Annotated in this window: 16 protein-coding genes; 7 read left to right on the top strand and 9 right to left on the bottom strand. The window is 63.2% G+C overall.

What is annotated here, in order from left to right; all coding sequences use genetic code 11:
- Positions 1-56: 56 nt before the first annotated feature.
- Both hpnD and hpnE read left to right on the top strand, forming a co-directional pair.
- Positions 57-920, top strand: a complete 864-nt coding sequence (gene hpnD, locus ACQ3C8_RS06560) for a presqualene diphosphate synthase HpnD (protein ID WP_428852890.1) — start codon at positions 57-59, stop codon at positions 918-920.
- Complete coding sequence (gene hpnE / locus ACQ3C8_RS06555; protein WP_428852889.1) at positions 884-2,431, top strand: hydroxysqualene dehydroxylase HpnE; 1,548 nt, start codon at positions 884-886, stop codon at positions 2,429-2,431. The genes hpnD and hpnE overlap by 37 nt, the downstream gene beginning before the upstream one ends.
- 26 nt (positions 2,432-2,457) lie before the next feature.
- On the opposite strand, the gene ACQ3C8_RS06550 is transcribed toward hpnE, so the two are convergent.
- Complete coding sequence (locus ACQ3C8_RS06550; protein ID WP_428852888.1) at positions 2,458-2,769, bottom strand: hypothetical protein; 312 nt, start codon at positions 2,767-2,769, stop codon at positions 2,458-2,460.
- Positions 2,770-2,981: 212 nt separating this feature from the next.
- Here ACQ3C8_RS06550 and ompR point away from each other — a divergent pair, with 212 nt between their 5' ends.
- Positions 2,982-3,704: a two-component system response regulator OmpR gene (gene ompR / locus ACQ3C8_RS06545; protein WP_009522544.1), complete on the top strand. Its 723-nt coding sequence runs from the start codon at positions 2,982-2,984 to the stop codon at positions 3,702-3,704.
- Between the two features lie 69 nt (positions 3,705-3,773).
- Complete coding sequence (locus ACQ3C8_RS06540; RefSeq protein ID WP_050981073.1) at positions 3,774-5,060, top strand: ATP-binding protein; 1,287 nt, start codon at positions 3,774-3,776, stop codon at positions 5,058-5,060.
- Positions 5,061-5,123: 63 nt separating this feature from the next.
- Here the strand turns inward: ACQ3C8_RS06540 and ispF are convergent, their stop codons facing one another.
- Both ispF and ispD read right to left on the bottom strand, forming a co-directional pair.
- Positions 5,124-5,630 (bottom strand): 2-C-methyl-D-erythritol 2,4-cyclodiphosphate synthase, encoded by a 507-nt coding sequence (gene ispF / locus ACQ3C8_RS06535; RefSeq protein WP_428852887.1) that lies wholly within the window; start codon positions 5,628-5,630, stop codon positions 5,124-5,126.
- A complete protein-coding gene (gene ispD, locus ACQ3C8_RS06530) occupies positions 5,627-6,412 on the bottom strand; it encodes a 2-C-methyl-D-erythritol 4-phosphate cytidylyltransferase (RefSeq protein WP_428852886.1) in 786 nt (261 codons plus the stop codon). The genes ispF and ispD overlap by 4 nt, the downstream gene beginning before the upstream one ends.
- A gap of 220 nt (positions 6,413-6,632) precedes the next feature.
- On the opposite strand from ispD, the gene mfd reads away from it, so the two are divergent.
- Positions 6,633-10,070, top strand: a complete 3,438-nt coding sequence (gene mfd, locus ACQ3C8_RS06525; RefSeq protein ID WP_009522540.1) for a transcription-repair coupling factor — start codon at positions 6,633-6,635, stop codon at positions 10,068-10,070.
- 172 nt (positions 10,071-10,242) lie between these two features.
- Here the strand turns inward: mfd and phaR are convergent, their stop codons facing one another.
- The 4 genes from phaR to phaC form a co-directional block, all read right to left on the bottom strand.
- Positions 10,243-10,806: a polyhydroxyalkanoate synthesis repressor PhaR gene (gene phaR / locus ACQ3C8_RS06520; RefSeq protein WP_009522539.1), complete on the bottom strand. Its 564-nt coding sequence runs from the start codon at positions 10,804-10,806 to the stop codon at positions 10,243-10,245.
- 259 nt (positions 10,807-11,065) lie between these two features.
- Entirely contained in the window at positions 11,066-11,806 is a 741-nt protein-coding gene (locus ACQ3C8_RS06515; protein ID WP_009522538.1) for a 3-ketoacyl-ACP reductase, read from the bottom strand.
- 88 nt (positions 11,807-11,894) lie between these two features.
- Positions 11,895-13,076 carry an acetyl-CoA C-acetyltransferase gene (locus ACQ3C8_RS06510; RefSeq protein WP_428852885.1) on the bottom strand — a complete coding sequence of 394 codons (1,182 nt, stop codon included), beginning with the start codon at positions 13,074-13,076 and terminating at the stop codon, positions 11,895-11,897.
- Between the two features lie 184 nt (positions 13,077-13,260).
- A complete protein-coding gene (gene phaC / locus ACQ3C8_RS06505; RefSeq protein ID WP_428852884.1) occupies positions 13,261-15,006 on the bottom strand; it encodes a class I poly(R)-hydroxyalkanoic acid synthase in 1,746 nt (581 codons plus the stop codon).
- Between the two features lie 288 nt (positions 15,007-15,294).
- Between phaC and ACQ3C8_RS06500 the strand changes: the two genes are divergently transcribed.
- Positions 15,295-15,585, top strand: coding sequence for a hypothetical protein (locus tag ACQ3C8_RS06500; RefSeq protein WP_428852883.1), 291 nt, complete (start codon positions 15,295-15,297; stop codon positions 15,583-15,585).
- Here the strand turns inward: ACQ3C8_RS06500 and pgeF are convergent.
- Both pgeF and ACQ3C8_RS06490 read right to left on the bottom strand, forming a co-directional pair.
- Positions 15,562-16,383 carry a peptidoglycan editing factor PgeF gene (pgeF, locus tag ACQ3C8_RS06495; protein ID WP_428852882.1) on the bottom strand — a complete coding sequence of 274 codons (822 nt, stop codon included), beginning with the start codon at positions 16,381-16,383 and terminating at the stop codon, positions 15,562-15,564. The genes ACQ3C8_RS06500 and pgeF overlap by 24 nt on opposite strands.
- Positions 16,355-17,521: an RluA family pseudouridine synthase gene (locus ACQ3C8_RS06490; protein WP_428852881.1), complete on the bottom strand. Its 1,167-nt coding sequence runs from the start codon at positions 17,519-17,521 to the stop codon at positions 16,355-16,357. The genes pgeF and ACQ3C8_RS06490 overlap by 29 nt, the downstream gene beginning before the upstream one ends.
- Before the next feature lie 15 nt (positions 17,522-17,536).
- Between ACQ3C8_RS06490 and ACQ3C8_RS06485 the strand changes: the two genes are divergently transcribed.
- The gene (locus tag ACQ3C8_RS06485; protein WP_428852880.1) at positions 17,537-18,382 is read left to right on the top strand and encodes an outer membrane protein assembly factor BamD; all 846 of its coding nucleotides are present in this window, start codon (positions 17,537-17,539) and stop codon (positions 18,380-18,382) included.
- Positions 18,383-18,508: the final 126 nt, after the last annotated feature.

Raw genomic sequence — 18,508 nt, 5'->3', positions numbered from 1 at the left:
CATTCCCATAGCGCTCATCAAGGGCGGCCCAGAGACCTCTTTTCGACGGAACCGTTTTGACGCCAGATCAGTACTGCGAGCAGAAAGTCGCGCAAAGCGGCAGCAGTTTCTACTACAGCTTTCTGTTCCTTCCCACCCCCCGTCGCCGCGCCATCGTGGCGCTGTATGCATTCTGCCGCGAGGTCGACGATATCGTCGACGGCGACCCGATGCAGCATGCCACGGCGGATGCTCCCCACGGCGAGCTGGCACATGTGCGGTTGGCCTGGTGGCGGCAGGAGCTGGCGCGGCTGTATGCCGGCCAGCCCACGCATCCGGTCACGCAGGCGCTGGCCCCGCATGTGCCGGAATATGGCCTGCCGCAGGAAGACCTGGAGGCGATCCTCGAAGGCATGGACATGGATCTGCGGCAAAGCCGCTATCTGGACTTCGCCGGACTGCGCCAATACTGCCATCGTGTCGCCGGCGTGGTGGGGTTGCTGTCGGCACGCATCTTCGGCTGCACGCAACCCGCGACGCTTGAGTATGCGGCACGCCTGGGCCTGGCCCTGCAGCTCATCAATATTATCCGCGATGTCGGCGAGGATGCCCGCAATGGCCGTATCTACCTGCCGATGGAAGACCTGCAGCGCTTCGAAGTGCCAGCAGCCGACCTGATGCAGGCGCGCTACTCGGACAAGTATCGCGCTCTGATGAAGTTCCAGGCGGAACGCGCCCGTACGACCTACCGCGAAGCGCTTGCCATGCTGCCGGCGGAAGATCGCCGTGCGCAACGGGCCGGCCTGATCATGGGCGCCATCTATGCAACGCTGCTGGACGAAATCGAAGCGACCGGCTTTGAAGTCCTGCACCAGCGCATCGCCCTCACCCCGGTCCGGAAACTGTGGATCGCCAGCAAGACCAGCTTCCAGGCACGCTGACCGTGATGCGCGCGCACCTGCCCCCGCAGACTTCGCGCCAGTCTTCGCCACAGGTTGCGGCATCCCGGGTCGCCTCGCCGCATACTGCCGCACACCATGCCGCCAACCCACATGTTGCCGTGATTGGCGGTGGCTGGGCCGGGCTGGCGGCGGCACTTGAGCTGACCACGCTCGGGGCCACTGTCACGGTGCTGGAACGGGCGCGCACGCTCGGCGGCCGCGCCCGCGCGCTGACGGACGACAACCGCGATCGGACTATCCGGCTCCGCCTCGATAACGGCCAGCACATCCTGCTCGGCGCATATCGTACCTGTCTTGATCTGATGCAGCGGGTCGGCGTGACGCCGGCCACGGCGCTGCTGCGGCTGCCGCTGCAGATCCGCTATGCCGACGGATTTGCGCTCGCCGCCACGCCAGGTGGCCGACCATGGCACCTGCTCGCGGGTCTGTGGCAGGCGCGCAGCATCCCGCTCGGTGAACGTGTGCGGCTGGTGCGCAAGCTGGCAGTCGCCGCCTTACGGGGCTGGCGTTGCCACGACGCTCTCACCGTCGCGCAATGGCTGGCCGGAGAACCCGTTCAAACCATCGACAGGATCTGGCAGCCACTCTGTATCTCGGCGCTCAATACGCCCATCGAAGAGGCCAGCGCCCAGGTCTTTCTCAATGTCCTGCGCGACGCCCTGCTGTCCGGACCGGGCAGCAGCGATATGCTCGTGCCACGCATCGACTTCGGCGCATTGTTCGCCGAACCTGCAGCCAACTGGCTGGCCCGGCATGGCAGCCAGGTCCACCTCGGAAAGCCAGTGCGAGGACTCATGCCCGGTGCATCCGGCTGGAATGTGATGACGACGCCGGATGAGCTTGAGGTCGACGGCATCGTGCTCGCCACCGCACCGCGCGACGCTAGCCGACTGATTAATGGCATCGCGTTGACGGACGCGAGCGCTCTACTGGCGCGCGAGGCACTCTGCACGCAACTCGCAGCACTCACCCATGCGCCGATCACGACGGTATACCTTCCCGCACCCGGCGTCCGCCTCCCACACCCCATGCTGGCGCTACGCTGCGATCCCGCATCCGGCGCCTTCGGGCAGTTTCTCTTCGATCGCGGCCAGCTGTCTGCTCCCCCCGGTTCGCCAGATCATGAGCATTGGGCCATCGTCATCAGTGTCGCAGACGATGCGGTACAACGGCCACGGGCCGATCTTACCGCGGCGGTATGCCATCAATTGCTGGAGGAGTTGCGCGGCGTGGTTCCCGCGGCTGATCTGCAGGCATGCCTGCTGCCGGACAAGGCACTGGTCATCACGGAGAAGCAGGCGACTTTCCGCAGCCGCCCCGGCATCTGCCGTCCCGAAAACGCGACCGGCTTGCCAGGGCTGGTGCTAGCCGGCGACTACACGGCCGGACCTTATCCGGCTACGCTGGAAAGCGCAGTTCGGAGCGGTCTGCAGGCAGCACACACATTATGGGCGCAACTCACTGGCGACCTGCCGCTTGCAGGCCGATAACGCGTCATACGGGGTATTCCGCTGGATCAGCCGCCGTGATAGATATCGCGCATGGCGTCGTACACGCTCTGGCGCAGGTTCTGCCGCTCGTTGGGGGCCAGCATGTGCCCGCCGCCATGGCGCCCCTGCGGGCGTCCCTGCTGGTGTCCATGCGCTGGCGCTGCCCGGCGTTCCCGCTCGCGACGGGCTGCCTGCCCCGGCTCCTTGCCATGCCGCCCTGTGTCCTTGCGCATCTTCGTCTTGCGGTCTCCGGCTGCATGGGCGACGCCTTCCGGCAGCGCCAATGCGGACGCCGCAAACAGCAAGGCAACGGAAACAAGCAGCCGGGATAAAGGCATGGGAAAATGGCGCGTCAGTCTGCGGGAATGATTTGGTCGATCGGCAGTCCGATGGAGTTCGGTGGCTGCCCGAAAGTTTACCGTGCACGCGCGGGCGTAGGGTGCACAAGGCCTTCCGTGGTCACGTAAAGTATGTAACCAGTTGTTTCTCTTTCGTTGATTCCCCGCGATTGTCTGTTTAACCGGCTTGCTTTTATCGCTAAGATACCGCCATGGAAAATACCAGCTACAAGATTCTTGTCGTAGACGACGACCCCCGTTTGCGCGATCTGCTGCGTCGCTATCTGGGCGATCAGGGGTTTACGGTACTGGTGGCGGAAAACGCCACGGCGATGAACAAGCTCTGGCTACGCGAGCGCTTCGACCTGCTGGTGCTCGACCTGATGATGCCCGGGGAAGATGGCCTGTCGATCTGCCGCCGGCTCCGCGGAGCCAATGACCAGACGCCGATCATCATGCTCACTGCCAAGGGCGAGGATGTGGACCGCATTGTCGGGCTGGAAATGGGCGCGGACGATTACCTGCCCAAGCCCTTCAATCCGCGCGAACTGATTGCGCGCATTCATGCAGTACTGCGTCGCAAAGGCCCCGCTGAAGTGCCGGGTGCGCCATCGGAAGCGCCGGAAAGCTTTGCCTTCGGCGATTTCGTCCTCAATCTCGCGACCCGCACGCTGACCAAGGGCGAGGATGAAATCACGCTGACGACCGGCGAATTCTCGGTACTCAAGGTTTTCGCCCGCCACCCGCGCCAGCCCCTGTCGCGCGAGAAGCTCATGGAAATGGCTCGAGGCCGGGAATATGAAGTCTTCGACCGCAGCCTGGACGTCCAGATCTCGCGCTTGCGCAAGCTGATCGAAACGGATCCGAGCAATCCGCGCTTCATCCAGACGGTGTGGGGACTTGGCTATGTCTTTATTCCGGATGGCGTGAAATAACGGCACTGCCGTATCGTGTTCAGGCGCGTCTTCTCCGACTTCTTCGGTTCGCTGTTCTGGCGGACCTTCATGCTCATTGCCCTGCTGATCGTGCTGTCGCTCGGCATGTGGTTCCAGAGCTTCCGCATCTTCGAGCGCGCGCCGCGCGCCCAGCAGATTGCGCTGCAGGTGGTCAGCGTGGTCAAGCTGACCCGTGCGGCCCTGCTCTATTCCGACCCGGTGCGGCGGCGCTTCCTGCTGCTCGACCTCGTGCAGAACGAAGGCATCAAGGTCTATCCGCGTGAGGAAGAGGACAACTACAAAGTACCCACTGCCAGTCCATTCCTGACGCAGCTGGTGCAGCACGAGATCCGCGCCCGGCTGGGCGACGATACCGTGATCGCGACAGCCGTGAACGACATTCCCGGCGTATGGATCAGCTTCCAGATCGAGGGGGACGATTACTGGGTCGCCATCAGCCAGGATCGCTTCGAGCATGTGCCCGGCCTGCAGTGGCTGTGGTGGAGCATTGCGGCGCTGGTACTGTCGATCCTGGGCGCGGCGTTCATCACGTCGCGCGTCAACCATCCGCTCAAGGTGCTGGCCAACGCGGCTCGCGAGCTCGGTACCGGTCAGGAGCCCGCGCCGCTGCCCGAGCGCGGGGCCAGCGAGGTGGCGCTCGCCAACCACAGTTTCAACCAGATGGTGAAGGATCTGCGCCAGCTGGAACACGACCGGGTGGTGATGCTGGCCGGCATTTCGCATGACTTGCGCACGCCGTTGACCCGGCTGCGGCTGGAGACGGAAATGAGCCCGGCCGACCAGGCCACGCGGGATGCCATGATCGGCGACATCGAGCAGATGGACCAGATCATCGGCCAGTTCCTGGAATATGCGCGCCCGTCGGACACGGCAGCGAGTCCCGTCGATCTGTCGGAACTTGTGCAGGAAGCCGTGCCACGCTATGCCACACTGGCCGATGTCACGCTGACACTGCAACTGGCGCCTTCCGTCGCGGCCCTGTCGAACCGCATGGATGTGCTGCGCGTGCTTGACAATCTCGTGGAAAACGCCCGCCGTTATGGCAAGACGCCAGGCAAGGAATGCGCGGAAATCGTGATCGTCACGCGCATGGAGCATGGCGCGGCGATCCTGGAAGTCATGGACCACGGCCAGGGCGTGCCGGCCGATCAATTGCCGCTACTGACACGTCCGTTCTACCGGCTCGATTCGGCGCGCACCGAGGCCAAGGGCGCCGGGCTGGGCATGTCGATCGTCAGTCGTATCGTGCAACGTTCCGGCGGCCAGTTGACGATGGTAAACCGCGAACCGCCTGGCAGCGGCCTGATCGTGCGTGCGAGTTTTCCGCTTGCCTGAATGCTCATCGGCAACAAGGTGCCAGCGTTCCCCCGCGGCCTTTGTCCGTTGCAGCCCCCCGCCTCAATCCTTCGATTCACCTTCGCAACGCAGCAGCAAGGCCACGGCTTGCGCCTCGATGGCTTCCTGACGGCCCAGGTAACCCAGTTTTTCGTTGGTCTTGGCCTTGACGTTGACACGTTCAACAGCGATGCCAAGATCCTGCGCGATATTCTCGACCATGCCGTTGACATGTGGCGCCAGCCTGGGCGCCTGGGCAATCACGGTCGCGTCGACATTGCCGATGGCATAGCCGGCGGCGCGCACGCGTGCGGCGGCTTCACGCAGCAGCACGCGGCTGTCCGCTCCGGCAAACGCAGGATCGGTATCGGGGAAATGGCGACCGATATCGCCAAGCCCGGCCGCGCCGAACAGCGCATCGGTCAGGGCATGCAACAAGGCATCGGCATCGGAATGGCCGAGCAGGCCCTTGTCATGGGGAATCGTCACGCCGCCAAGAATCAGCGGGCGGCCCGCCACCAGCGCATGCACGTCATAGCCCTGCCCGACCCGAACGTCGAATGGAATCATGGTTCCCGCCTGGAAGAATGAGGATTGCTAGCGAGAAAACACTCAGCCAGCGCGAAGTCTTCAGGATACGTTACCTTGAAATTGCGCAGCGAGCCACGCACCAGCGCCGGCCGGTCCCCCAGCAACTCCACCGCACTGGCCTCGTCCGTGACGACAGCCCCGCTGGCCTCGGCCTGATCGAGCGCATCCATCAGGCGGCCGATGCGGAACATTTGCGGCGTCTGCGCCTGCCAGAGGCCATCCCGGGAAACCGTACCGGCGCTGCAAGCTGTGTCATCTGCCCGTTTCAGGGTGTCGGCCACCGGCAGGGCGAGCAATGCGCCGTCGCCGTCCGCGTGCCGGACGAGGTTCTCGATCATGCCGGGCAGCAGCCCCGGCCGGGCTGCATCATGCACCAGTACCCAGTCATCCGCCCCTGCACCCCGCGCGACCAGTGCATCGAGTCCATTACGCACCGAGGCCTGACGCGACGCGCCGCCGCAATACGCAACGTCGAAACGCAGCCCCGCAAACAGCGCCTCGTCGAAACGGCGATGCAGCGACTGGTCGCCTGGCGCCAGCACCAGCACGGTACGGGCAATCGAAGGACTGGCGGAGAACGCCGCCAGCGCGTAGCGCAGCATCGGCACACCGGCGAGCGGCTCATATTGCTTGGGCTGGGTTGTGCCTGCACGCGACCCGACGCCCGCACATGGAATCAGGCCGTAGAAGCGAGGTGAGCCAGGTGCCGCGGCATCATCGGCAGGACGGAGGGATCCAGCAGGATCGAAAGACAGGGTCATCAGGCACGCCCCGCGGGCGACGGTAGGACGGTTCGGCCCGCAACGGACAGCACCATCGAAAATACGCAGATTGGCACGGCAATGCTGCAGCAATGCCGTCCGGGATTTTATAATAACGGTTGACCGCAGTCTGCACACCCCGGCATTTTGCCGCGCCGGTGCCGCTGCCCCACACAGGAACCACCCCCGCCCGCACGTCCGGCGGGGTTTTGCCGTTTTTATGTCCGATCTCCGCCTCGAAGCCCTTCCATTGGTCAAAGCTGGCCAGCGCTTTGTGTTTGCCGGCCTGCACGGCTCCGCCGACGCGTTGTTGCTGGCCCGGTATTTCCTGCGCCACCGTGCGACGGTTCCCATGCTCGCCGTGGTGTGCGCGAGCGCAGTGGATGCGCAACGCCTGACGGATGAGATCGGCTGGTATGCGCCAGACCTGAAGATCCGCTTGCTGCCGGACTGGGAGACGTTGCCGTACGACAGCTTTTCGCCACACCAGGACCTGGTCTCGGAGCGGCTGGCGACGCTGCATGACATCCAGACAGGACAATGCGACATTGTCATCGTCCCGGCCACGACTGCGCTCTATCGGCTCGCCCCGCCCGCCTTTCTGGCCGCCTACACCTTCTTCTTCAAGCGCGGGGCGAAGCTCGACGAGGCGGCCTTGAAGGCCCAACTGACGCTGGCTGGCTACGAGCATGTGAGCGCCGTGATGCGCCCCGGCGAATACAGCGTACGCGGCGGCCTGATCGACCTGTTTCCGATGGGTTCGGGCCTGCCGTACCGCCTCGACCTGTTCGACGACGAAATCGACAGCATCCGTGCCTTCGATCCCGACAGTCAGCGCAGCCTCTACCCCGTCGATGAGGTCCGGTTGTTGCCAGGCCGCGAATTCCCCATGGACGAGGCCGCGCGCACCGCATTCCGCGGCCGCTGGCGCGAGATCTTCGAGGGGGACCCAAGCCGCTCAACGATCTACAAGGACATCGGCAACGGCGTGCCCAGCGCGGGTATCGAGTACTACCTGCCGCTGTTCTTCGACAGCACGGCGACGCTGTTCGACTATCTGCCGACCGAGACGCAGATTGCCTATGTGGGCAATCTCGAAGACGCCATCCGCCGTTTCTGGCAGGACACGCAACAGCGCTACAACTTCATGCGGCACAACCGCGAACGACCGCTGATGCTACCTGAGACGCTGTTCCTGCAGGAAGATGCCTTCCATATCGCGGCCGGCGTACACGCACGTCTCGTGCTCAAGGCTGACCCATCCCCGGACGCCCTGACGACGCCGATTCCTGATGTGGCAGTCAATCGCCGCGCCGAGGATCCGCTGGTCAATCTCGAGTCGTTCCTGATGCGCAGCGATGCGCGCGTGCTGGTGTGCGCCGATTCGGCCGGCCGGCGCGAGACGCTGGCACAACTCTTCGGCGAAAGCGGCTTGCAGCCAGCCCAGGTCGATGGCCTGCAGGCCTTTCTTGCCTCTGATGCACGCTTTGCCTTGAGCGTCGCCCCCCTGCATTCAGGCTTTGCGATTCCCGCCGAAGCCCTGGCCTTCGTGACCGAGGCCGAACTATTCGCGGCAACCATGCGCCGTACCGGCCGCCGCAAGCAGGAGCAGGCAAGCGCTGTCGATGCCATGGTGCGCGATCTTGCCGAATTGAAGATCGGCGATCCGGTCGTACACAGCGAACACGGCATCGGGCGGTACCAGGGACTGGTCACGCTTGACCTCGGCCAGGGCGAAGAAGAGTTCCTGCACCTTGACTATGCCAGCGGCAGCAAGCTGTATGTGCCGGTGCACCAGCTGCACGTGATTTCGCGATACTCGGGCGCTGATCCAGAATCGGCGCCGATCCATCAGCTCGGATCGGGCCAATGGGAGCGTGCGCGCCGCCGCGCAGCCGAACAGATCCGTGATACCGCGGCGGAATTGCTGAACCTCTACGCGCGCCGCGCGGCCCGCGAAGGCCACGCGTTCGCTTTGTCGCACAAGGACTATGAAACCTTTGCCGACAGCTTTGGCTTCGAGGAAACACCCGACCAGGCTGCCGCCATCCAGGCGGTGATCGGCGACATGACCTCCGGCAAGCCGATGGACCGGCTGGTGTGTGGCGACGTCGGCTTCGGCAAGACCGAGGTAGCGTTGCGCGCCGCCTTCGTGGCGGTGATGGGCGGCAAGCAGGTGGCGATCCTCGCACCGACGACACTGCTGGCCGAGCAGCATTTCCAGACCCTGACCGACCGCTTCGCCGAGTGGCCAGTACGGATCGCGGAAATCTCACGTTTCAAGAGCAAGAAGGAAATCGATGCCGCCGTCAAGGCTATCAATGACGGCACGGTCGATATCGTTATCGGCACGCACAAGCTGCTGTCGCCGGACGTACGGTTCAAGCGCCTCGGCCTGGTGATCATCGACGAGGAGCACCGTTTCGGCGTGCGCCAGAAAGAAGCGCTCAAGACCTTGCGCGCCGAGGTTGATATCCTGACGCTGACCGCGACGCCGATCCCGCGCACGCTGGGCATGGCGCTCGAAGGCTTGCGCGATTTCTCGGTGATCGCCACGGCGCCACAGAAGCGACTGGCGATCAAGACTTTTGTGCGCCGCGAGGAAGACGGCGTGCTGCGCGAAGCGATCCTGCGCGAACTCAAGCGCGGCGGGCAGGTGTACTTCCTCCACAACGAAGTCGAGACCATCGAGAACAAGCGCGCCGCCCTGGAGGCGCTGGTGCCAGAGGCCCGTGTCGTGGTGGCCCACGGCCAGATGCACGAGCGCGATCTCGAACGCGTGATGCGCGATTTCGTGGCGCAGCGGGCCAATATCCTGCTGTGCACCACCATCATCGAAACCGGTATCGACGTGCCCACCGCCAATACCATCCTGATCCACCGGGCGGACAAGTTCGGCCTGGCGCAGCTGCATCAGTTGCGCGGACGGGTCGGCCGCTCGCATCACCAGGCATATGCCTACCTGCTCGTGCCGGATCTGGATGGCATGACCAAGCAGGCCTATCGCCGGCTGGAAGCAATCCAGCAGATGGAGGAGCTCGGCTCGGGCTTCTATCTCGCCATGCATGACCTGGAAATTCGCGGCGCCGGCGAAGTGCTGGGCGACAAACAATCGGGCGAGATCCAGGAAATCGGTTTCCAGCTCTACACCGAGATGCTGAACGAAGCCGTGAAGGCCCTGAAGGCCGGCAAGGAACCCGATCTGATGGCACCGTTGCATGCCACGACGGAAATCAGCCTCGGCTCCCCCGCCCTGCTGCCAAACGACTACTGCGGCGATGTCCACGAACGCCTGTCGCTCTACAAGCGCCTCGCCAATTGTGAGACGGCGGAACAGATCGATGCGCTGCATGAGGAACTGATCGACCGTTTCGGGAAGTTGCCCGTACAGGCGCAGGCTTTGATCGAGACTCATCGCCTGCGCCTGTCGGCCAAGCCACTGGGGATTCGCAAGATCGACGCGGGCGAGAAGACCATCGTCATGCAGTTCATGCCGAATCCGCCAGTGGACGCGCTGAAGATCATCGACCTGGTACAGAAGAACCGCAATATCAAGCTGGCCGGGCAGGACCGGCTGCGGATCGAAGGCGATCTCGCCGATGTGGCCAAGCGTGCGCAAATGATCAAGCAGACGTTGAAGCAGTTGCTGCCAGCCTAGAGGGGCACATCAGGTGCGTCGGTTGATCAGACGCATCGGCACGCCCGGCGCACGGCGTGCACGCGCGCCCGCATGACTGATACCGGCGACACAAACGGTACCAACAAGAAAGGGAGCCATTGGCTCCCTTTTTTTGCGATGCCGCCGTATGGCGACTATATGGCGACGGTACTCAGGACGATTTCTTGTCGTTCTGGTGATTGAACGGAAACGTGCCGAACATGTTCTGAGTCTGCGACTGCATCTGCTCCTGCATCTGCATGAAGAGATTCTTGCTCTGCTCGATGTAGCTGCTCATCATGCCCTGCATCATCGGGCCCTGCATATTCATGAACTGCGACCACACGTCGGCATTGAGCGCGGGACTACCCGGATAGAGGTCCTTGGAATTCTCGGCGAGTTTGTTCTGGATATCGATAAAGGCCTGGATATTCTTTTCGAGATACGTGCCCATCATGCCCTGCATGGCATGCCCGTAGAAACGAATGATCTGCGACAGCATGGGGCCGGAGAACATCGGCGCCCCGCCGGTTTCCTCTTCCAGGATGATCTGCAGCAGGATGCTGCGCGTGAGGTCCTCGCCGGATTTGGCATCGACCACGCGAAAATCCTCGGACTCCATCACCAGCTGCTTCACATCGGCAAGGGTAATGTAGGTGCTGGTTTGCGTATCGTACAGGCGTCGGTTGGGATATTTCTTGATCAGTCGTTCCGCGCTCTTTTTGCTCGTGGCCATTGATCCTGTCCTGTTGTTTCGCTTGGTGGCTGCTGCGCCGCATTGGATGCAGTGCGGCAATGCGCATCGCGCTGGTGATCGGAAACACGGGTATCGGCCCACGGGTACGGACCGTCCTCTTCATCCGATTCTAAGCCCATCAAGGCGCAAAGGAAAGATCACACGAATCGGGAAAACCCGAGCCAGTGCGATCGAACGGCCCGGCAGGCCGGTATTGCATCGCGGCAAACAAAGCTTGCCGCGACACAAAAGGTGGCCATCAGCCCATGTGCAGGCCGCCGTTCAGCGAGAAATCGGCCCCGGTTGCAAAGCCGGCTTCCTCGGAGGCCAGCCACGCGCAGATCGAGGCAATCTCGGCTGGCGTGCCCAGGCGCTTCACCGGAATGGTCTGAATGATCTTGTCCAGCACATCCTCACGGATCGACTTGACCATATCGGTGGCGATATAACCCGGCGACACGGTATTGACCGTCACGCCCTTCGTTGCCACCTCCTGCGCCAGGGCCATGGTGAAGCCGTGGATACCCGCCTTGGCAGTCGAGTAGTTGGTCTGGCCAAATTGCCCCTTCTGGCCGTTCACCGACGAGATGTTGACGACGCGGCCAAAACCGCGATCGCACATGCCGTCGATCACCTGCTTGGTGACGTTGAACAGCGAGGTCAGGTTGGTGTCGATTACGGCATCCCAGTCGGCGCGCGTCATCTTGCGGAATACCACGTCGCGCGTGATGCCGGCATTGTTGACGAGGATGTCGATCTGTCCGACTTCGGCCTTGACCTTGTCGAAGGCAGCCTTGGTGGAATCCCAGTCCGCCACGTTGCCTTCGGAGGCAATGAAATCATAGCCGAGTTCCTTTTGCTGCTCGAGCCACTTGGCTCGGCGCGGGGAATTGGGGCCACAGCCTGCAACCACCGTATAGCCTTCCTTGGCCAGGCGCTGGCAGATCACGGTGCCGATGCCACCCATGCCGCCCGTGACGTACGCGATTTTCTTGCTCATGTCTGCTCCGCTTGCGTTCTATTCGAGTGCCCGGCCGCCCCACCTTGGTGCGACCCGGGATGATTGGTGCTGATGCGCTCCGGCCTGGTCAGGGACGTTCGACAGCCAGTGCCACGCCCATGCCACCGCCAATGCACAGCGATGCCAGGCCCTTGTGCGCACCACGGCGCTGCATTTCATGCAGCAGCGTCACCAGGATGCGGCAGCCGGATGCGCCAATCGGATGGCCGATGGCGATCGCCCCGCCGTTGACGTTGACCTTGGACGTATCCCATTTCATCTGCTGGTGCACGGCCAGCGCCTGGGCGGCGAACGCCTCGTTGATTTCCATCAGGTCGAGGTCGTCCACCGACCAGCCGGCGCGCGATAGGCAGCGTTGCGAAGCCGGTACGGGCCCCATGCCCATCACTTTTGGATCCACGCCGGCGGTCGCGTAGGCCTTGATGCGTGCCAGCGGTGTGAGGCCAAGCTGTTCTGCACGTTTGGCCGACATCACGACCACAGCGGCCGCGCCATCGTTGAGCCCCGAAGCGTTGCCAGCGGTCACCGAGCCTGCCTTGTCAAAAGCGGGCTTCAGGCTGGCGATGGAATCCAGCGTGGCGCCCTGGCGTACATATTCATCGGTCGCGAAGGCCAACGGATCACCCTTGCGCTGCGGAATCATCACCGGAACGATTTCATCGGTAAAGCGGCCGGCCTTCTGCGCGGCCTCGGCCTTGTTCTGGGAATCCACCGCGAAGGCGTCCTGGGCCTCGCGGCCAATACCGTATTCCTTGGCGACATTCTCGGCGGTGATGCCCATGTGGTACTGGTTATACACATCCCAGAGGCCGTCGACGATCATCGAGTCGACCATCTTGGCGTCGCCCATGCGGAAGCCGTCGCGCGAGCCCAGCAGTACGTGCGGGGAGGCGCTCATGTTTTCCTGCCCGCCAGCCACCACGATATCGGCATCGCCCGCCATGATGGCGTTCGCGGCAAGCATTACGGCCTTCAGACCCGAGCCGCAGACCTTGTTGATGGTCATGGCCGGCACCATCACCGGCAGGCCACCCTTGAGGGAAGCCTGGCGCGCGGGATTCTGCCCCGAGCCGGCCGCCAGCACCTGGCCCATGATGACTTCGCTGACCTGGTCCGGCGCCACTTTGGCGCGCTCCAGTGCGGCGCGAATCACCGTGGCGCCCAATTCCGGTGCAGCCACGCGTGCCAGAGAGCCGCCAAACTTGCCGACCGCGGTCCGTGCGGCGGAAACAATCACAACGTCTGTCATGTCCAGTCCTCGTTTTGTAATGCACTCTTTCCAATGCCGCGAAACATCTGTTGAAACGTCTGCTTCGCCATGCTGCCATCGGGGCAAGCTTGCCTGCCCAACGATATATCACAGGCGTGTGTCAGATTGCGGATCGACACGCGCCGCTATTTAATGCATATCCCGTGCACACGTCATCCAGCGATCATGCGCGTGCTTTCACATACCGGCCCGGCGCTGGCTCGATCGGCTGGTACTGCGCGTTGCCCGTGGCACGCGGCGCCGCCTTGCGCGCCCCGCCATGTCCGGCCAGCCATGCCGACCAGTCGGTCCACCAGCTGCCGGGATGCTCCTGTGCAGACGCAAGCCAGGCTTCTGCCTTCACCGGGAGCGTCTCGGCGGTCCAGTAGGAACGCTTCTTCTTCGCCGGCGGGTTGATAACGCCAGCGATATGTCCCGAGGCCCCCAGCACGAAACGCTTGTCGCCAGGTAACAGCGCAGCCGATGCATACGCTGTCGTCCAGGGCACGATATGGTCCTCGCGCGAACCGTAGAGATACACCGGCATGTCGAGCTGACCAAAATCGACCGGCGCGCCACACACGGTAAGCCGCCCCGGATGCATCAGATCGTTCTGCAGATAGGTATGACGCAGGTACCAGCAGTACCAGGGTCCGGGCAGATTGGTGGAATCGCCGTTCCAGTACAGGATATCGAACGGCGTGGGCGACTTGCCTTTCAGATAGTTGTCGATCACGTAGTTCCACACCAGATCGTTCGGACGCAAGAATGAAAAGGTATTAGCCAGTTCCGTGCCATGCAATATCCCGGCCGGCGTTCCGCCCTGTCCGCCGATGGTATGTTCGCGCAAGGCGACATGCGCTTCGTCCACGAACACGTCGAGCACGCCGGTATCGGTAAAATCAAGCATCGCCGTCAGCAGCGTCAGGCTGGCCGCCGGATGTTCGCCACGCGCCGCCAGCACGGCCAGCGCAGTCGACAGGATCGTGCCGCCTACGCAGAACCCTAGTACATTGATCTGCTTCTGGCGGCTGACTGCCTGGGTCACGTGGATGGCCTGGATAGCCGCATGCTCGATATAGTCGTCCCACGTACGGTCGGCCATGTCGTTGCCGGGATTGCGCCACGACACCAGCATGACGGTATGCCCCTGTTCTACCGCGTAGCGCACCAGCGAGTTCTCCGGCTGCAGGTCGAGCACGTAGAACTTGTTGATGCACGGCGGCACGATCAACAGCGGCCGCGCGAACACCTTGTCCGTCAGCGGGTGGTACTGGATCAGCTGAAAATATTCGTTCTCGTAAATGACATCGCCCGGCGTGACGGCGAGGTTGCGTCCGACCTCGAAAGCGCTGTCATCGGTATGCGAGATCTTGCCCTTGCCGAGATCCTCAAGCATGTGCTGAATGCCATGCTGCAGCGATTCGCCATGCGATTCGATCAGCGCCTGCTGCGCTTCCGGGTTGGTTGCCAGAAAGTTGGCCGGCGACATCGCATCAACCCATTGCGAAACAGCAAAGCGGATGCGCTGCTGGACCTTGGGCTCGCCCTCGATGGCTTCCGCCATCTGCAGCATGGCCCGTGCATTGAGCAAGTAAAAGGCTGCGGTAAAGGCATAAGGGGCGTGACCGGTCCATGCCTCGCCGGCAAAGCGGCGATCCGGCAGTGCTGGCGTTGCACCCTGGCTCAGCATCCCCTGCCAGAGCTGGCGCACGCCGTTGGTATAGTCGCGCTGAATCGCGAGCATGCGATCGGGATCGACGCGTGTACCTGTCGGCAGCCCTGCCAGCGCGGCGCCAGCGCCGGTATGGCCCTGCCACTGCTGCATGGCCTCGAGCCATCTGGTCGGATCGGTCATCTGGGAAAACATGGAAAAAGGCGTTGACTTGTCTTCAGTCGATTGCGCTGAAGAGGAAGATCTGGAAACCATGTTGTCCTCGTCGGCTGAACAGCGCAATGCGCGTCTGCGGTATACACACCGGGAACAACCCGGTGGACTTTGCGGTCATCACGGTCTGGCCGGATCGGCCGGGTGCCATGCATGGCACCGGGTACACGCAGCCGCATGCGGTATGCTTTCGCCTGCTGCTGTTTCTGGTGATTCATGTCGTTGGATCATGTTGCACGGCGTGCGCGGACATGTCAATGCGTCCAGCCCCCTACAACATCGAATCGATGCATGGATCCACGCATTGTTAGATCTTCATCAAACTGCCCCATGTATATCGTAGCGATCGCCTGGCTGTATGTCGTCCTGATGATGTCCCTGACCGAGCGGTCGGTAGTCGCGGGCGTTGCTACGTTTCTGCTGTATGGGCTGGCGCCGCTAGCGTTGTTTCTATGGTTGGTGGGCACGCCAGCGCGGCGCCGTCGCCGGCAAGCGCTCGAACGCGATGCGTCACCTTCCGCACAGGAAGAAGCGCCGACATCTGGTATGGATGCACGCCCTGTACCTCCGCCAAGCGAGCCACCGCAGGCACCGCCATCAGTCCGCCAGCCACACGAGTGAGGCCATCCGTCCCGTACGCTGGTCACGGCGATACGAATAGAACACATCGGCCTCCGTGTAAGTGCAGCGCGTACCACCGCTGACCTCCACGTAACCTGCCCGCGCGAGTCGAATGCGCGCCAGCGCATACAGATCGGCCAGATATTTGCCGGCACGCCGTGCGGCGGCATCGCCATGTGGCACAAAGGCCGCGCTGGTGGCAGGTTGCTCGCTCTCCAGCGCCGCGGCAAGGAAGGCATCGCGCACCTCGCTACCAACTTCGAATGCGGTGGGACCAATGGCCGGGCCAAGCCATGCCAGCCACTCGCTTGCATCGCCCTCGCGGGCATGGCTGCGCATCCGCTCAAGTGTCTGTTCGAGCACGCCGGCACAGAGGCCGCGCCAGCCGGCATGCGCCGCGCCAACCACCGTGCCTGCGCGATCGCACAGCAAGACAGGCAGGCAGTCGGCCGTCATGACGGCGCAGACCGCCTGTGGCCGCGTGGCGATACTGGCGTCGGCAGACGGTATGCTGCCTTCGACCGGCGCCATGACCACACTGCAGCCATGCACCTGGTCGAGCCACAGCGGCGTGTGCGGCAGGTGTGCCTGCAGGCGCAGGCGGTTCTCTGCGACATGTCCAGGGAGATCGCCAACATGCGTACCCAGGTTCAAGCCGCCCGGCAGCTTTGCCGTTGCGCCATAGGGCGGCAGGCTGACACCGCCACGTCGTGTCGTGGACAGGGCCCGCACATTGGGCGGCGCGGGCCACTCTGGTACCAGCAGGTCATCAGTCGTCAGCATTGCGGTCGTCGGCATCGGTCTCGAACCCCAGGGCATCCATGAGCGCCAGCATGTCCGCTGGCGGCGCTGCACGCCATTCGAGCGTACGCCCGTCCACCGGATGACGCAATCCGAGACGGAACGCATGCAAGGCCTGGCGCTCGAACGGCAACGGCAGCGGTGCGCGCATGACCTGAGCCCGCCCGCGCGTCACTGCGCGCGCATAGACCGGATCACCCACCAAGGGGTAGCCGAAGGCCTGGAAGTGGACACGGATCTGGTGGGTCCGGCCGGTTTCCAGTTGGCAGCGCACCAGGGAAATCGTACTCCGTCCAAGATCGACGGTCTGCAAGGTCTCGAAATGGGTGCACGCCGGCTTGCCACTGGCGGATTCGATGATCGCCATGCGCGTCCGCTCGCGCGGATCGCGGCCAATCGGCGCGTCGATGGTGCCGCTCTCCGGCGGCTCGCCCCACACCAGGGCGAGGTAGGTTCGTTTGACCGTGCGCGCCTGCAGCTGGCGCACGAGATCCGTCTGCGCCGTCAAGGTGCGGGCGATCACCATCAGGCCCGATGTTTCCTTGTCGAGCCGGTGCACGATACCGGCGCGCGGCAGACGGCTGGCTTGCGGATCGCGATACAGCACGCCATTGAGTACCGTGCCGCTCCAGTTGCCGGCCGCGGGATGCACCACCAGACCAGCCGGTTTGTTGATTACCAGCAGGCTGTCGTCTTCATAAACGACATCGAGCGGCACATCGGCCGGGGCGAATGCCAGGTCCTCCGGCGCGGGTTCGGGCGCGACATCGATGCGATCACCCAACATCAGCGTGGCCTTGGTCTTGCTCGGCTTACCGTTGACCTGCACCGCGCCGTGCTCGATCCACTGCTGGATACGGCTGCGCGAAAATGCCGGCATCCATGCCGCCAGCGATTTGTCGAGCCGCTGGCCATGCTGTGCCGTGCCCGCTTCGAACACCACGGGAGCGAACTCCCCGTGCCCCGTGGTGGTGGTGCCGGGCATCGCCAGCCCGTCGAATTCATTCTCGTCAAAATCCGTGTCATCGGATGAAGCGGGCTGGCCGATACCGCCCGCGACATCCGAAAAGTCAGCCGCCGGGCGGCTTTTGGCGCTCGGGGTTCGGATATAATGGAACGCGCTAATTTTCACCATTCTGGAAACCTGCACATGGAACGCTTGAGCACGAAACGCACCGGTTGGCGCGCATATGTCGGCGCAACGCTGGTCGCCTGCAGCTGTGTTCTGATCTCCGCCTGCGGACTGCTGCCCGACGAGGTAGACGAAACTGCTGGCTGGTCGGCCAACAAGCTGTATGTCGAAGCCAAGGATGCTCTCGATACCGGGGATTTTACGCGAGCCGTCAAGCTCTACGAAAAACTCGAAGCGCGCTATCCGTTCGGCCGGTATGCCCAGCAGGCGCAGATCGATACCGCATATGCGAACTACAAGGATGGTGAAACCGCGGCAGCCATCGCCGCGGTCGACCGCTTCATCCAGCTGCATCCGAACCACCCGAACATCGATTACGCCTACTACCTGAAAGGCCTGATCAACTTCAACGATAACCTGGGCTTTCTCGGCCGCTTCTCGGGCCAGGACCTGAGCGAGCGCGACCCGAAGGCTGCCCGTGCCGCCTATGATGCGTTCAACGTGCTGACCACGCGTTATCCGGACAGCAAGTACACGCCCGATGCGGCGCTGCGCATGCAGTACATCGTCAACGCGCTGGCCCAGCACGAAGTCCATGCGGCCCGCTATTACTACAGGCGTGGCGCGTATGTCGCCGCCGCCAACCGTGCCCAGCAGGCGCTGCGCGACTACGACAAGGCCCCTGCCCTCGAAGAAGCGTTGTACCTGATGGTGAAATCGTACGATGCCCTCGGCATGACCGATCTGCGCGACGATGCACGCCGCGTGCTCGACAAGAATTTCCCGGACAGCGACTTCATTCGCTATGGCGCACGCCAAGTCGACCGGCCGTGGTGGAAGTTCTGGGGTCCGAGCAATCCCTGAGAAGCAATAACTTGAGGATAGCTACAGCCAGGCCTCATGCCTGAGACCTCAAACGAAAGACGGCGCCCCTGAGCGCCGTTTTTTTTCATGCTGCGAATGCGGCCCTCATGGTTGAGCCTGGGCAAG

The sequence above is a fragment of the Imbroritus primus genome, from assembly GCF_964332355.1.
GTDB lineage: Bacteria > Pseudomonadota > Gammaproteobacteria > Burkholderiales > Burkholderiaceae > Imbroritus > Imbroritus primus.
Note: the sequence above shows the minus strand (reverse complement) of the source record. Positions and strands in the feature narration are given on the sequence as shown.

Excerpts from the sequence above, each read along its gene's own strand:
- ompR (WP_009522544.1), top strand. The coding sequence starts at position 2,982 with ATGGAAAATACCAGCTACAAGATTCTTGTCGTAGACGACGACCCCCGT.
- pgeF (WP_428852882.1), bottom strand. The coding sequence starts at position 16,383 with ATGCCGACGACCGCAATGCTGACGACTGATGACCTGCTGGTACCAGAG.
- ispF (WP_428852887.1), bottom strand. The coding sequence starts at position 5,630 with ATGATTCCATTCGACGTTCGGGTCGGGCAGGGCTATGACGTGCATGCG.
- mfd (WP_009522540.1), top strand. The coding sequence starts at position 6,633 with ATGTCCGATCTCCGCCTCGAAGCCCTTCCATTGGTCAAAGCTGGCCAG.
- ACQ3C8_RS06490 (WP_428852881.1), bottom strand. The coding sequence starts at position 17,521 with ATGGTGAAAATTAGCGCGTTCCATTATATCCGAACCCCGAGCGCCAAA.
- ispD (WP_428852886.1), bottom strand. The coding sequence starts at position 6,412 with ATGACCCTGTCTTTCGATCCTGCTGGATCCCTCCGTCCTGCCGATGAT.
- phaR (WP_009522539.1), bottom strand. The coding sequence starts at position 10,806 with ATGGCCACGAGCAAAAAGAGCGCGGAACGACTGATCAAGAAATATCCC.
- ACQ3C8_RS06550 (WP_428852888.1), bottom strand. The coding sequence starts at position 2,769 with ATGCCTTTATCCCGGCTGCTTGTTTCCGTTGCCTTGCTGTTTGCGGCG.
- ACQ3C8_RS06510 (WP_428852885.1), bottom strand. The coding sequence starts at position 13,076 with ATGACAGACGTTGTGATTGTTTCCGCCGCACGGACCGCGGTCGGCAAG.
- ACQ3C8_RS06515 (WP_009522538.1), bottom strand. The coding sequence starts at position 11,806 with ATGAGCAAGAAAATCGCGTACGTCACGGGCGGCATGGGTGGCATCGGC.
- phaC (WP_428852884.1), bottom strand. The coding sequence starts at position 15,006 with ATGGTTTCCAGATCTTCCTCTTCAGCGCAATCGACTGAAGACAAGTCA.
- ACQ3C8_RS06485 (WP_428852880.1), top strand. The coding sequence starts at position 17,537 with ATGGAACGCTTGAGCACGAAACGCACCGGTTGGCGCGCATATGTCGGC.
- ACQ3C8_RS06540 (WP_050981073.1), top strand. The coding sequence starts at position 3,774 with ATGCTCATTGCCCTGCTGATCGTGCTGTCGCTCGGCATGTGGTTCCAG.
- ACQ3C8_RS06500 (WP_428852883.1), top strand. The coding sequence starts at position 15,295 with ATGTATATCGTAGCGATCGCCTGGCTGTATGTCGTCCTGATGATGTCC.